Raw genomic sequence first — 14,210 nt, 5'->3', positions numbered from 1 at the left:
CCCATCGTCGGTGATGGCGACGGATCGCCCCGTCGCTCGCCATAGTTTGGCAAACCGGTTGACCAATTGCAACCCTGAGTCGCCGGGTAGGTTGGGTGCATGCCCGCCTTCCGTTCAGACGGTTCGCCCGACCTCGCGGCATCCCTCGCGGCGCTCCCGGCGCGGACGCCCGTCTCGGAGGTGGCGCGCCGCCTGCTCGATCTGTTCACCTCGGGCGACGTGGCTCCCGGCACCCGGCTACCGCCGGAGCGTCAGCTCGCCGCGACCCTCGAGGTCGGCCGCTCGGCCGTGCGCGAAGCGCTCGCGGCCCTCGAGATCCTCGGTATCGTCGACGTCCGGCCCGGCTCGGGGACCTATCTGCGCGGTGCGGCGAGCGAGCTGCTGCCGCAGACGCTGCGGTGGGGGCTGCTGATCGGCGAGCGGAACACGCACGAACTGATCGAGCTGCGATCGGGGCTCGAGATCTACGTCGCCCGTCTCGCGGCGGGCGCGACCGGCGACGGCGAGCTGGGGGCCCACGTCGAGCGGATGCGCGCGTCCCTCGCCGACCTCGCCGAGTTCGCGCGCGCCGACCTGGCCTTCCACCACGAGCTCGCCCGCCTCGCCGGCAATGCGATGCTCATCGACCTGTTGCACGTCGTGCGCTCCCTGCTGCAGGTCTACGCCGATCGTGCCGTTCACGACGAGGCCGAGGCGCGGCAGGCCCTCGCGGAGCACGAGGAGATCTCGCGGGCCGTCACCGCGGGCGACGAGGACGCCGCCGCCTCGGCCATGGCCGCGCACATGGCTACCGCGGCCCGCCGTCTCGCCGCCGACAGCGCGCGCTGAGGTCGCGATGGAGCACCGCGGTGCCGCAACACCTCACCGGGATCAGAACGGGGGAGGCGAGGGCGGCCCACCGGTCTCGGCGGAACCGCCCGGTGGTGTCGTCGCGAACTCCGTCGTGAAGCAGACCGCGGGTACCGGGAGGTCTTCGCGGTAGATCCGCCCGAGGGGCGAGGTCCATTCGAGGACCCCGCCGCCGCGTTGCCGTACCTGCCATCGGGTGAATTGCTTCATCGAGTGGTGGCGCTGGCAGAGGTGCGCAAGGTTGGAGACGTGGGTGAGTCCGCCGAGGGCGTGGTCGATCGTGTGGTCGATGTCGCATCGGATCGCGGCCCGCCGGCACCCGGGGAACCGGCAGTGCTGATCCCGCGCCGTGAGCAGCCGCGCCATGGCAGCGGTGGGACGGTAGGTGTCGATCTCGACCGGCGTGCGGGTGACGGGGTCGACGAACAGTCGATCCCACGACGACGCCTGTCCCGCAAGGTACCGCACCGTCTCGGCATCGACGAGCGCACCGCCGACGGCGTCAGCGGCGTGCTCGTCCTTCCCCGTCAACGTCTCGGCGGTGATCACGACCTGCACGCGCGCCCGGATCGCCCCCAAGGCCCCCGCGCCGTCCTTCCCATGGGTCGGATCGAGTGCCGGCGCGCCCGCGAGCACCAGATCCGCCAAGGCATCAGCGCGGATCTGGTCCATGGTCCGAAGGTCGGGCTCCGCGGCATCCTGTTCTGCGCTCGCCCCGCATGCGGCACCGCGCCCGATGTCGCGGCCCGCGCCCGCGACATCCGCTCGCGCCTCCGTGACGGTCTGGCCGATCTGGGTGAGTCGATCCAGAATCCCCGCCGCGATCGTGGTCGGGAGCTCGGCGATCACCGACGACATCCCATCCGGACCATGCAGCACCCGTACGCACCGCCCGGCCGCCGCCTCCCGGTGCCGTTCGGTGAATGGCTTGTCGTGCATCTTCTGCGCCAGGGCGGCCAGCGGTGCCCGCACGCGCGTGTGGATGTCGCCCTCGCATATCGCGATCGCAGCGACCTCGTACTCCGCCCGCATGTCCTCGGGCACTCCGACGCCCGCCGTGACGACCACATCGACGTGATCGCGGGTGATCCGGCGTTCCTCCCACGCGCCGAGAACGGTCGGATAGTCGTCGACGATCGTCATCGCTCGGTCTATGTCGTGCTGGAGCCGCCGGTCGGACTGCCGGGCGATGCCCGCGGCCTCGGCCGCGACGGACCGCAGTTCCATGTCGGACGCCATGCCCCGGACTACGTCACGCCGTGCCTCGCGCAACGCCGACCGGCCCAGCTCGGCGAGCGCGCGGGTCGAGGCGATCGAGGCGGCATGTGTGAGCGCGAGCGCGGCCTCGAACGCGGCGAGTGCGGCGCCATGGGGTGACCCGCCGGGGTCGTTCGTTCCGTTCTCCGTGGGCATGTCTCCACGGTACGCAGGGGTTCGGACATTTGTTCGAATGTGCCGAGCAGACCGATCAGGCGGCCGCCACACGCGTGAGGCGCAGAGCGACGAAGGGGCGGCCGGGCAGCTCGACGCGCAGCGAGCCGCGGTGCTGACCGGGCAGCTCGTCGACGGTCATGTTCCACGTGTCGATCACCTCGACGCGCCACGCGCCGGCCTCGAGGATGACGTTGCGGAACCGGGGCCGGTTGAAGCCGAAGTACGCGATCTTGACCTCACCCGCGACGCCACCCCACGGGACATCCCAATCGCTCGGCAGCGGGTCCCAGACCCCGGTGGGGGATTCGGCCTGGAGCTGTTCGAGGAAGGCGATGCGGTCGGGCGAGGAGCCGTGCAGCGCTCCGCCCTTCGACCACCAGAGGATCTCGTCGTCGCGGCCGTGCGCGGGCGGGTAGTAGGTCTCGCCGTGACCGACGTAGCCGCCGCGCACCGCGCCCTCCCAGAAGCGGCGGGTCATCTCCTCGCCGGTGATGTTGCCCCAGCCCTGGTCGATGTCGCCCTCGTAGGCGCACTCGTCGATCACGACGGGCTTGCCCCACTGGTCGCGCCACTGGTCGGTGTTCTCGGCGGTGCGGTAGACGTCGACCCGCTGGATGCTGACGTGGGTGATCCAGGGCTTGCCGTAGTCGTAGACCGGTCGGCAGTTGTGGATCGAGTTCAGGTGGCCGAAGGCGTCCTCCTGACCCACGATCGCCGCGAGGCGCTCCCAGTCGTCGAGGTCCTTCGACCACAGCAGGTCGTACTCGTTGGCCATCGACCACCACACGTTCGCGTAGCCCGACAGGCGGCGCACGACGTAACGCAGGTACCGCTCGTCGACGGCCGGCCCGAGGTCGGCGAACCCCCACCGGTCGTAGGCGTGGAACAGGATGAGGTCGGCCTCGATGCCGAGCGCGCCGAGCTGGGCGATCCGCTTCTCGAGTCGGCGGAAGTGCGCGGGGTCGAACCGCTCGAGGTCGAACCCGTCGGCGAGGCTGCCGACGAAGGGGAAATCGGCCGGCTCGTCGCCGTTGTACAGGTACGACTTCGGGAACACGCACATCCGCAGCTTCGCGAAGGATGCCGCGGCGAGGGTCTCGAGGGTCTGCTCCTGCAGCTCGTCGGGCTGGTGCGTCCACGCGTACGCGGTCGTCCCGATCGGGCGGTGCCGTGTGCCGTCGGCGTGCCGGAAGTGGAAGCCGTCGACCCGCACCGGACCGTGCGAGCCCGCACGCGGCTCGACGACTTCGAGGTCGCCGGTGATGCCGTCGAGCGAGCGCGCCGTCGACCGGGTGCGGAAGCGCCAGGCGCCGGGGGCGTCGGCGAGGGCGCGGACGACGTAGACACCGTCGCCGTCGTAGAACCCGCCGACCCGCACCTCGGTCCCGTTCCGCTCGAAGACCGCGTCGAGCTCGACGTCGACGAAGGGGTTGCCGTGCGCCGGCCCCGTCAGCCGGATCTCGATCGGATCCCACTGCGCGGCCGTCGGGGGCACCTCGACCCTCGCCGAGCCGCGCGGGACGTCCTCTCCTTCGTACGCCGGGTCGGGGGCGATCGGCGGCGCGTAGGGCGGCCGGGACGTGCCGCTGCCGACCTCGGCGAGGGCGGCGAAGAAGCGCTCGCGCTCGGCGAGGTCCTCGAGCGCCGGCACGATGGCGACGAGCTGGCCGAGACGCCCGCCCCGGAACTGCGTCGCCATCGGCGAGGCGGCGACGCCGGGCATGTACCGCTCGAGGATGGCCCGCGCCGCGGGGTCGTCGAGGGCTTCGCCGAAGGTCGTGGCGCGGTCGAACATGTGCATGCCTCCTGGGCGGGGACGAGCGGAGCGGAGAGGTGAGGGGACGGGCGGGCGGGTCATCCCGCCGTGGCCTCGCGGATGGCGGAGTCGACCGCCGTCAGGAGGTCGGGCGGGCTGAACATGAGCACGGAGCTCACCGTCCGCCCCGCGCCCCAGCGTGTCTCGTCACGCACCGCCGGCACGCGGTCGGGGGCGTGCCGGCCGAGGGCGTCGAGGAGCGCGTCGTAGGCGCGCGGGTCGTCGATCACATCGGCCAGCGAGGCGGTCAGACCGTCGAGCGGGGGACGGGGCGGCTGTGCCGACGCGGTGAAGCGCCATTCGTGCGATCCCGACCCGACCTCGGCGCGGATGCCCGGCAGGTCGACGTCGGCGCGGGTGTTGGGCGGCACGACCGCGCTCACGACGACCTCGCCGTCGGCGCGGTGCCACGACACGCTCGCCTCGCCGTAGGGGGTGAGGTGGCGGGCCGCGGCGCGGTCGAGCGAGGCGAGCGGACGGGGCGCGATCCGCAGGCGCCGGTAGCCGGGCGCCGCGGGGGCGAGCCCTGCGACGGTGCGGTGGAGCCAGTCGGCCACCGCGCCCAGGGCGTAGTGATTGAACGAGGTCATCTCGCCCGGGTTGACGCTGCCGTCGGGCAGCAGCGAGTCCCAACGCTCCCAGACGGTCGTGGCGCCCTGCGTCACCGGGTACAGCCACGACGGGCACTCGGTCTGCGTCAGCAGCCGCTCCGCCGCATCCAGCCGTCCGCCCCCGGTCAGGGCATCGGCGACGAGAGGCGTACCGACGAAGCCGGTCCCGATGCGGTAGCCGCCCTCGCGCACGAGGTCCGCGAGCCGGCGTGCGAGTGCCGAGCGCACCGCGGGGTCGACGACGAGATCGAACTCGAGCGCCAGCGCGTACGCGGTCGGCGCGTCGCTGACCATGCGACCGGACGGCGTGACGTACTCCGCGACGAAGGCGCCGCGGCTGCGTTCCGCGAGGGCGCCGTAGTGCGCGGCATCGGCGTCGAAGCCGAGCAGTCGGGCCGCATCGGCGACCTGGCGCAGCGAACGGGCGAAGTAGGCGCTCGCGACGATGTCGGAGTCGACCTTCGCCTGGCCGGGCTTGTCGGGCGGCGCGGCGGGGTCGAGCCAGTCGCCCAGCTGCATGCGGCCCGCCCACAGCCCGCCCTCGCCCGCGTCGGCGGCGACGGCGTCGACCCACGCGCGCATGCTCGGGTACTGCGCCGCGACGACGTCGCGGTCTCCGAAGCGCTCGTACATCACGGTGGGCACGACCGTGGCGGCGTCGCCCCAGGCGGCCGGGCTCACCCCGAAGGCCCCGAACCCGGTCAGGGCGGCGGGCACGACCACCGGAACCGATCCGCCCCCGTGGCGCTGCTCGTGCGCGAGGTCGCGCAGCCACGAGGTGAGGAACCCGGCGCAGTCGTACAGGAACGACGCCGTCGGCGCGAAAACCTGCAGATCGCCGGTCCACCCCAGCCGTTCGTCGCGCTGCGGGCAATCGGTCGGGATCGAGAGGAAGTTGCCGCGCATGCCCCACACGACGTTCTCGTGCAGCCGGTCGATGAGCGGATCGGACGAGGCGAACCACCCCGTGCGGGTCATGTCGGTGTGCAGCACGACGGCCTCGATGTCGTCGACGTCGACGTCGACCCCGGTGACCTCGGCGTAGCGGAATCCGTAGAAGGTGAAGCGCGATTCCAGGACGTCGTCGCCGCCCGACAGGTCGAACGTGGCCGTCGCCGCGGCGTTGCGCAGCGGCCGCAGCGCGAGCTCACCGGCGTCGAGCACCTCCGCGTGCCGGATCACCACTCGATCGCCCGCGACGCCGCGGACGCGAAGGCGCACACGCCCGACGAGGTTCTGACCGAAGTCGAGGATGCGCCCGCCCGAGGGCGTGGGCAGGACCGCTGCGACCGCGCGCGTCTCGGTGCGGCGCACCGGGGGAGCGATCCGCGCCTCGGGGACCGGGACGTTCTCGTAGCCGGGGCGCGCTGCCGCGCCGATGCGGGCGGCGGCGAACCCGCGCGCGCTGCGGGCGAGGTCCTGATGTTCACCGGCGTAGATCCCCGAGTCGACGATGGGCCCGTCTCCCGCCGCCTCCCACCCGCTGCCGGTTGCGGCGACCGTCTCGACCGTGCCGTCTTCATAGGTGAGACGCACCTGGGCGAGGAACGACGGTTGATCTCCGTAGAGCCGGTCGGCGAACGCGAAGAACCCGTACTTCTCGGTGTACCAGGCACCCGCGAGGGTGGCGGAGAGCTCGTTGTCGCCCTCGTGGACGAGCTCGGTGACGTCGACGGTCTCGTGCACGAGCCGGTCGCGGTACGCCGTCCACCCGGGCGCGAGGACGTCGTCCGATACGGCGGTGCCGTTGACCTCGGGCTCGGCCGAGCCGAGCGCCGTCCAGAACAGGACCGCGCGCGTCACGCCGCGCGACGCTGCGAACCTCGTGCGGACGACCGCGGGATGCGCGGGGCGCTGCGGATCGGCGAGGCCGATGGGCTCGGCCACCCACTCGTCGTCGGCGAGGAACCCCGCCGCGACCTCGAGCGCATCGCTCCACGGGGTCAGGGTGCCGGAGGCGCCTCGGGCGCGCACCCGCACGAGGCGGGTCTCTCCAGCGGCGAGAGGGGCGAAAGGCCAGGCCACGAGCGCGCTCTCGGACTGCACGAGCTCGACGATGCCCGAACCGTCGTCGAGGTCGACACGCGTCTGGGCCCAGTCGGACTCATCGGTGTCGATCGTCCAGGTCAGGCGCGGGGCGGGGGTCGCGACGAGGGAGGAGTCGTCCCGCAGCTCGGCGCGCAGGCTCGCCACGGCGGCGCTCATGCCGCACCCAGGATGCGGCCGAGCCGGGCGGCGAGGGCCACGGCGCGGGGATCGGCGCCGCCGGGCCACGGGCCGCGGGCGATGGTCCAGGCGAACGACAGCCCGGTGTCGGGGTCGACGCACGCGAGCGCGCCGGCCGCGCCGTCGTGCCCGAACGCGCGCGGGCCGCCGAAGGCGAGCTGCTGCGAGGGCTTCTGGAACACGATGGCGTGGGCGCGGTCGTGCTGGTGCAGCACCTCGTCGTAGCCGCGGATCTGCTGCTGGCCGATGGCGGCCACGGTGTCGGCGCCGAGTACGGGCGCGGTGCCGTCGACGCCCGTCACCATCACCGCGAACAGGCGCGCGAGGCCTCGGGCCGAGCCGGTGCCGCTGCCGGCGGGATGGCCGTAACGCCAGCTGCGCGGCGAGTTGCCGAGGTCGACGTCGCCCGCCGCGGGGGCGAACACCTTCGGCCCGAGTGCGGAGTACCCGCGTACCGCCGTGTCGGAGGCCGGGCGGATCATCGGCAGGACATCGGCGCGACGGCCTTCCAGCTCGGGCGGCAGGCCCAGATAGAAGTCGATGTCGTGCGGGGCGCGGATCTCGCGCTCGTAGAACTCGTGCAGCGTGCGGCCGGTCACCCGGAAGACGAGCTCGTCGGCGAGGTTGCCGATCGTGATGGCGTGATAGCCGAAGGCGCTGCCGGGACGCCAGAAGGGGGTCGTGTCGGCCAGCCGTGCGGCGGCGGCGTGGTGATCGAGCAGCTCCTCCCACGTGAGCGGCACGTCGGTCTGAGGCAGCCCCGCCTGGTGCGAGAGCAGGTGGCGGACGGTGACCGCATCCTTGCCCCGTGAGGCGAACTCGGGCCAGTAGTGGGCGACGCGCTCGTCGAGATCGATCTCGCCGCGTTCCCGCAGCAGACCGATCGACAGCCCGATCGTGTTCTTCGTGACCGAGTACGGGACGATGACCGAGTCGCCGTCGAGATGCGGGCCGCCCCACGCGTCGAGCACCGACCGGCCGTCGTGGACGGCGGCGACCTGGAACGACAGGTCGGGGTCGGCCGCGAGGAGCGCCTCGAGTTCGGCGACGACGTCGGAGAGTCGCTCATCGGCGTGGCCGGCGAGGATGCCGGTCAGCTCGCCGGTCACCGTCCCGCCTCCCAGTCCGTCGTGAGGGGGAGCTGCGTCGCCGAGGCGCCGGCGCGCAGCACGAAGCGGCCGGGCTCGACGATCCACCCGTCGCTCCAGTGCGCGAGCCGGCGCGGGTCGACGGCGACCTCCACCGAGACGGTCTCGCCCGCCTCGGCGCGGGCGACGGCGAATCCGACGAGCCAGCGCACCGGGCGGTCCACCGCGGACTCGGGGCGCTCGGCGTACACCTGCACCACCTGCTTGCCCGCGCGCTCGCCGGTGTTGACCAGCGTGACCTCGAGCACGTCGCCTCGCCGCTCGGCCGCACCCCACCGCCAGGTGGTGTAGCCGAGGCCGTGGCCGAACGGGAAGGCGGGCTCGACCCCGCGCCGCAGCCAGGCCCGGTAGCCGACATGGATGCCCTCGTCGTAGCGCAGCACGCCGTCGGTCGGGGTCGTGTCCGTGACCGGCACGTCATCGAGGCGGGCGGGCCAGGTCGTGGGCAGTCGTCCACCCGGCTCGGCGGCACCGGTGAGGATGTCGGCGAGCGCGTTGCCGAACTCCTGACCGCCGAAGTAGCCCTGCACGACGGCTGCGACATCTGCCGCCCACGGCAGGACCACGGGCGAGCCGGCATTGACGATCACGATCGTCGGGGTGCCGGTCGCGGCGACGGCGCGCACCAGGTCGTCCTGACGGCCGGGCAGGTCGAGGTCGGTGCGGTCGTACCCCTCGGACTCGACCTTCGCGTTGGTCCCGACCACGACGACCGCGACCTCGGCCTCGGCGGCCGCGGACACGGCGCGCGCGATCAGCTCGTCGGCGTCGGTGCGTTCGGGGGCGACGCCGAGGGTCGCCGAGAAGGCGCCGGCGATCGATCCCTCGCCAGAACGGGCGAACTCGACGCGGATGTCGACGGGGGTTCCCGCCGTCACCGGGACGGGAACCGTCAGCGAGGGCGGGTTGAGGAAGGCGGCGCCGAGATCGGTGCCGGTCAGGACGGGCGCGTCGTCGAGCCGCAGCTCGCCGTCGAGGAACAGCCGGCCCGGGTTCGCTCCGGCGAAGCCGAGCTCGATCTCGCGCGTCTCGTCGGGGGTCAGTCTCGTCTCGTAGACGATCGTCGCGCTCGCGCCGATCGGAGCGTCGCCGCCGAACCACACGAGGGCGGTCGAGCGGCGGTCCTCGGCGAAGATCTCGGCGCCCGCGGCGTCGAGGAAGCTCACACGCATGCCCGGTTCGCCCGTCGCGGGGTTCGTCAGCTGCGACAGTGGCAACTCGGCGACCCCCTCCTGCACGACGGCGCCGATCTCGAAGCGCACCTCCGCCGCGGGCAGCGCGCCGCGCAGCGCATCGAGCGGCGAGACCACGCGCTCCGGAACGACGGTCGCCGAGCCGCCGCCCTGGGTGCGGGCGTCGCGTGCGTTCTGCCCGATCACGGCCACGTGACGCAGGCTCGCCGCGTCGAGCGGCAGCGTGCCATCGTTCTGCAGCAGGACGGTCCCGGCGACCGATGCCTCGCGGGCGAACGCGACGCCGTCGACCGGTGCGGGCTCGGCGGGGGCGGCATCGCCGAGCGCCCCGACCCGCTCGGCGAGCAGCAGGATGCGCAGCACTTTGCGGTCGAGGTCGGCCTCGTCGAGGCGACCGTCGCGCACCGCCGCGGCCAGCTCGGCCCACGCGGGCGCGGGTCCGGGCATCGCGAGGTCTTGCGACGCGGCCACGGCGTCGAGCGAGCGCACGGCGGTCCAGTCGCTGATGACGACGCCGTCGAAGCCCCACTCGCTGTTCAGCGGAGTCTCGAGCAGGTCGTTCTCGGTCATCGTGACGCCGTCGACGGAGTTGTATGCGCTCATCAGCGCCCATGCTCCGGCGTCGGCGACGGTGCGCTCGAACGGAGCGAGGTACAGCTCGCGCAGGGCGCGCTCGTCGACCTGCACGTCGACGGTGAAGCGGTCGGTCTCGGAGTCGTTCGCGACGTAGTGCTTGGGCGTCGCAGCGACGCCGTTGTCCTGCAGGCCGCGCACGTACGCGGCCCCGAGCTCGGCGGTGAGCTCGGGGTCCTCGGAGAGGCATTCGAAGTGCCGTCCGCCGAGCGGGGAGCGGTGCAGGTTGATGGTAGGGCCGAGGACGACGTCGACGCCCTTGCGGCGGGCCTCCGAAGCCGAGGCGGCGCCGTACCGGTGCGCCAGCTCCGCGTCCCACGACGCTGCGAGGGCCGACCCGGAGGGCAGGTTGAGCGAGGGATCCCGTTCGTCCCAGCGCGGACCGCGCACGCCCGCGGGGCCGTCGGAGAGGGTCATCGCCCGGAGGCCGATCGCCGGGAGGGCGACGGTGGTCCAGAAGTCGGCACCCTGCACGAGGGCGGCCTTGTCGTCGAGTGAGAGCCGCTCGAGCAGGGGGCGGAGGTGGTCGGTGGACGCGGTCACAGGGACTCCAAGCAGACGGTGGGGAAGGGGTGGATGCCGGGGCGCCGGAACGGGGCCCCGGCATCCGTTCAGGCTGCGCCGAGCGCGGCCTCCGACGAGAGGAACGCCCGTCGGGCGGCGCGGCGCTCCTCCTGCCGATCGGGGTCGGGGATGGGAGCCGCCATGAAGAGGCGCTGCGTGTACGGGTGCTCCGGACGCGCGGTGACCTGATCGGCATCGCCCGACTCGACGATCTCGCCGCGGTACATCACGGCGACGCGGTGGCTGACGTGGCGGACGACGGCGAGGTCGTGCGTCACGAACAGATAGGCCACGCCGGTGCGCTCCTGGATCTCGATGAAGAGGTCGAGCACGCGTGCCTGGGTCGACAGGTCGAGCGCCGAGACGGGCTCGTCGCACACGATGAGGCGCGGCCGCAGCGCCAGCGCCCGCGCGATCGCGACGCGCTGACGCTGACCGCCCGAGAACTCGCGCGGCAGGCGGCTGCGCGCGTCGGCGGGCAGGCCGACCTGGTCGAGCAGCTCGCGCACCCGGTCGCGCGCCTCGCGCGTGCCGACGCCGGCCGCCGTGAGCGGCTCGGTGAGGATCTGCTCGATCGTCATCGAGGGGTTGAGCGACGAGTACGGGTCCTGGAACACGACCTGGATGTCGGCGCTCAGCGGCCGGCGCTCGCGCCGGCTCAGGTGCGAGATGTCGCGACCGTCGAAGACGATCGATCCCTCGGTGACCGGGGCGAGGCCCAGCGCGGCTCGACCCAGCGTGGTCTTGCCCGACCCGGACTCGCCCACGAGCCCCACGGTCTCACCCGGCAGGATGTCGAGCGAGACGCCCTTGAGGGCGCGGAACGGTTCGGCACGGAACCCCTTGCCGGGGTACTCGACGACGAGATCGGAGATGTCCAGCAGCGGAGCGGTCATGCGCTCGCTCCCTTCGTGACCAGCGCCGGCCGCGCGGGACCCTCGTCGAGGATCGCGTCGAGCAGCGCTCGGGTGTACGGATGACGTGCGTCGTTGAAGATCGAGCGCACGGGGCCCTGCTCGACGAAGCGTCCGTTCTGCATGACGGTGACGCGGTCGCACAGATCGGCGACGACGCCGAAGTTGTGCGTCACGAGCAGCATCGCCATCTGACGCTCGGCCTGCAGGTCGCGCAGCAGGTCCAGCACCTCGGCCTGCACCGTGACGTCGAGCGCGGTGGTCGGCTCGTCGGCGATGATCAGGTCGGGGTCCGTCGAGACCGCGCCGGCGATCAGCACGCGCTGCGCCATGCCGCCCGAGACCTCGAACGGGTAGGCGTCGAAGGTCCGCTGCGGCTGCGGGATGCCGACCCGGGCGAGCAGGTCGAGCGAGCGCTCGGTCGCCTCCTTCTTCGACAGGCCGAGCGTCTTGCGCAGCGGCTCGACGAGCTGGCTGCCGATCGTGAACGACGGATCGAGGTTGCTCATCGGCTCCTGCGGGATGTAGCCGATGCGCTTGCCGCGCACGCCGGCGTACACGCGGTCGGAGGCGTCGGCGAGCTCGATGCCCTCGTAGGTGATCGACCCGCCGGTCACCCGGCCGCCGCGGGGGAGCAGCCCCAGCACCCCGAATGCGGTCTGGGTCTTGCCCGAACCGGACTCGCCGATCAGCCCGTGCACCTCGCCCTTGCGGATGTCGAGCGAGACGCCGTGCACGACCTGGATGTGCGACCCGTCGGGCTGGTCGTAGCCGACGCGCAGGTCGCGGATCTCGAGCACCTTCTCGGTCGCCTTGCTGCGGGCGTCCTCGCGGTGCACCGTGACCCCGGCGCCCTCGATCACGGGGAGCTCGTCGAGGTCCTCGATCGGCTCGCCGCCGCCCGTCGACAGCGAGGTGGTGACGGCGGCGACCGAGCCGGTCGCGGTTGTCACCGCGCGGCGGCGCTTGCGGCGGACGGTGACGGTGCGCTCGAGCTCGTCGCGCATCACGTTGGCCAGCAGGGTCAGCGCGATGCACGTGAGGGCGATCGCGAGCGAGGGCCAGATCATCAAGACGGGCGTCTTGTAGATGTTCTTGAACCCGTCGGTGAGCATCGAGCCCCACGTGGGGACGTTGACGTCGCCCAGGCCGAGGAACTCCAGCCCGGACTGGATCGCCAGCGCGATGCCGGAGATGATCGCGCCCTGGATGATGATGGGCGCCCGCACCACCGCGAGCACGTGGCGGCCGATGATGCGGCCGTCGCCGAGACCCGAGACGCGGGCCGCATCGACGTACAGCTCGCCGCGCACCGCGGTGACCGCGGCATACACGAGCCGGAAGAACGCGGGCGCCAGCAGGATGCCGAAGATGAGCATCGAGATCCAGACCGACGGGCCGAGCACGGCGCGTGCCGCGAGCAGCACCACGATGCCGGGGAGCGCCATGTTGAGCTCGGTCACCCAGGTGGCCACGGTGTTGAACCACCCCTGGTAGTAGCCGGCGATCAGGCCGCTGACCACTCCGATGGCGACGGCGACGACGACGGCGATGAGGGCCGCAGCGACGCTGGTCTGCGTCGCCGCGAGGAGACGCGACAGCACGTCACGGCCGCTGCCGTCGGTGCCGAGGACATGCGCGGCGCTCGGCGGGGCGAGGATGCTGCGGATGTCGGCGAAGTTCGGGTCCTGCGGGGCGATCAGCGGCCCCACGACGGCGATGACGGCGACGAGCAGCAGGAAAGCGGCCGAGACCACGCCCAGCGGCTTTTTCAGCAGTCGGCGGAACAGACTCACCCGCACGGGGGCGATCGGGACGGCGGGAGGGACGTCGATGGCGGTCATGACAGTCTCACCTTCGGGTTCAGAGCGGCCTGGGCGAGGTCGATCAGGAGGTTCACGATGACGACGATGATCGCGAAGGCGATCACCAGGCCCATGACGACCGGCACGTCGCCGAGGGTGGTCGAGCGGACGCTCAGCTGCCCCATGCCGGGGATGGCGAAGATCTGCTCGACGACGACCGCGCCGCCGAGGAGCCCGACGAACTGCACGGCGAGGACGGCGAGGGCTGGTCCGCCGGCGTTGCGGAGGACGTGCTTGTAGATGACCGAGCCCATGCCCAGGCCGCGCGAGCGCAGCGTGCGGACGTAGTCCCGCGACATCGCGTCGATGACCGAGCCGCGCACCTGCGCTGCGACGGTGGCGATGGCACCCAGCGAGAGGGCGACCACCGGCAGGGTGACCGAGGCGATCCAACCGGTCGCGGACGTCGTGATGGGGATGTACCCGGTCGCCTTGAACCAGCCCAGGTTGATGGCGAACACGAGCACGAGGAGGAGGGCGATGAGGAAGCCGGGCACCGCGAACCCGACGAGCGAGAGGAACTGCACGGCGCCGTCGACGATGCCGCCGCGTCGCGCGGCCATCACGCCGAGGACGACGGCGAGGACGGCGGAGACGATGGTGGCGCCGAGCACGAGCGAGAGGGTGACGGCGAGCCGGCCGCTGACGCTGACCGAGACGAGCTCGCCGGTGAACCAGCTGCGGCCCAGGTTGCCGGTCACGGCCGATGCGACCCAGTCGCCGTACTGGACGAGCAGCGGGCGGTTCAGACCGAGCTCCTCGGTCTTCTTCGCGACGGTCTCGGCCGTGGCGTTCTCGCCGAGGATGCGGCGGGCGATGTCGCCGCCGCCCGCGTAGAGGAGGACGAACGCGAGGAACGAGATCACCGCGATCAGCACGACGCCAGACAGCAGGCGGCGCAGGATGAATGTGAGCATGATGCCTTCCCGAAGGTGGTGCCCCCGGGGCGGGCGGCGC

At 72.5% G+C, this 14,210-nt stretch carries 9 protein-coding genes; 1 reads left to right on the top strand and 8 read right to left on the bottom strand.

The genetic code is table 11. The features are described 5' to 3' along the window. The first annotated feature begins 99 nt into the window (after positions 1-99). Positions 100-828: a FadR/GntR family transcriptional regulator gene (locus BLT21_RS06740; protein ID WP_091500558.1), complete on the top strand. Its 729-nt coding sequence runs from the start codon at positions 100-102 to the stop codon at positions 826-828. A gap of 42 nt (positions 829-870) precedes the next feature. Here the strand turns inward: BLT21_RS06740 and BLT21_RS06735 are convergent, their stop codons facing one another. The 8 genes from BLT21_RS06735 to BLT21_RS06700 form a co-directional block, all read right to left on the bottom strand. Further along, entirely contained in the window at positions 871-2,262 is a 1,392-nt protein-coding gene (locus tag BLT21_RS06735) for an HNH endonuclease signature motif containing protein (protein WP_256335951.1), read from the bottom strand. A gap of 55 nt (positions 2,263-2,317) precedes the next feature. Continuing rightward, on the bottom strand, positions 2,318-4,078 hold the full coding sequence (locus BLT21_RS06730) for a DUF5605 domain-containing protein (protein WP_091500740.1): 1,761 nt from the start codon (positions 4,076-4,078) through the stop codon (positions 2,318-2,320). Positions 4,079-4,137: 59 nt separating this feature from the next. Next, positions 4,138-6,915 (bottom strand): alpha-L-rhamnosidase, encoded by a 2,778-nt coding sequence (locus tag BLT21_RS06725; protein ID WP_091500557.1) that lies wholly within the window; start codon positions 6,913-6,915, stop codon positions 4,138-4,140. After that, a complete protein-coding gene (locus tag BLT21_RS06720) occupies positions 6,912-8,045 on the bottom strand; it encodes a serine hydrolase domain-containing protein (protein WP_091500556.1) in 1,134 nt (377 codons plus the stop codon). The genes BLT21_RS06725 and BLT21_RS06720 overlap by 4 nt, the downstream gene beginning before the upstream one ends. Then, positions 8,042-10,327: a beta-glucosidase gene (locus tag BLT21_RS06715; protein WP_256335974.1), complete on the bottom strand. Its 2,286-nt coding sequence runs from the start codon at positions 10,325-10,327 to the stop codon at positions 8,042-8,044. The genes BLT21_RS06720 and BLT21_RS06715 overlap by 4 nt, the downstream gene beginning before the upstream one ends. Positions 10,328-10,521: 194 nt before the next feature. Then, complete coding sequence (locus BLT21_RS06710; RefSeq protein WP_091500555.1) at positions 10,522-11,370, bottom strand: ATP-binding cassette domain-containing protein; 849 nt, start codon at positions 11,368-11,370, stop codon at positions 10,522-10,524. After that, positions 11,367-13,232, bottom strand: a complete 1,866-nt coding sequence (locus BLT21_RS06705) for a dipeptide/oligopeptide/nickel ABC transporter permease/ATP-binding protein (protein ID WP_091500554.1) — start codon at positions 13,230-13,232, stop codon at positions 11,367-11,369. Before BLT21_RS06705 ends, BLT21_RS06710 begins: the two co-directional genes overlap by 4 nt. Beyond that, on the bottom strand, positions 13,229-14,170 hold the full coding sequence (locus BLT21_RS06700; RefSeq protein ID WP_091500553.1) for an ABC transporter permease: 942 nt from the start codon (positions 14,168-14,170) through the stop codon (positions 13,229-13,231). The genes BLT21_RS06705 and BLT21_RS06700 overlap by 4 nt, the downstream gene beginning before the upstream one ends. Positions 14,171-14,210: the final 40 nt, after the last annotated feature.

It is taken from the genome of Microbacterium sp. cf332, assembly GCF_900102175.1.
Classification (GTDB): domain Bacteria; phylum Actinomycetota; class Actinomycetes; order Actinomycetales; family Microbacteriaceae; genus Microbacterium.
This window is presented reverse-complemented; position numbering and strand designations above follow the sequence as displayed.

Bases quoted from the DNA above. Each gene is read 5' to 3' on its own strand.
- BLT21_RS06700 (WP_091500553.1), bottom strand. From the start codon at position 14,170: ATGCTCACATTCATCCTGCGCCGCCTGCTGTCTGGCGTCGTGCTGATC.
- BLT21_RS06740 (WP_091500558.1), top strand. From the start codon at position 100: ATGCCCGCCTTCCGTTCAGACGGTTCGCCCGACCTCGCGGCATCCCTC.
- BLT21_RS06715 (WP_256335974.1), bottom strand. From the start codon at position 10,327: ATGACCCTCTCCGACGGCCCCGCGGGCGTGCGCGGTCCGCGCTGGGAC.
- BLT21_RS06725 (WP_091500557.1), bottom strand. From the start codon at position 6,915: ATGAGCGCCGCCGTGGCGAGCCTGCGCGCCGAGCTGCGGGACGACTCC.
- BLT21_RS06730 (WP_091500740.1), bottom strand. From the start codon at position 4,078: ATGTTCGACCGCGCCACGACCTTCGGCGAAGCCCTCGACGACCCCGCG.
- BLT21_RS06735 (WP_256335951.1), bottom strand. From the start codon at position 2,262: ATGCCCACGGAGAACGGAACGAACGACCCCGGCGGGTCACCCCATGGC.
- BLT21_RS06710 (WP_091500555.1), bottom strand. From the start codon at position 11,370: ATGACCGCTCCGCTGCTGGACATCTCCGATCTCGTCGTCGAGTACCCC.
- BLT21_RS06705 (WP_091500554.1), bottom strand. From the start codon at position 13,232: ATGACCGCCATCGACGTCCCTCCCGCCGTCCCGATCGCCCCCGTGCGG.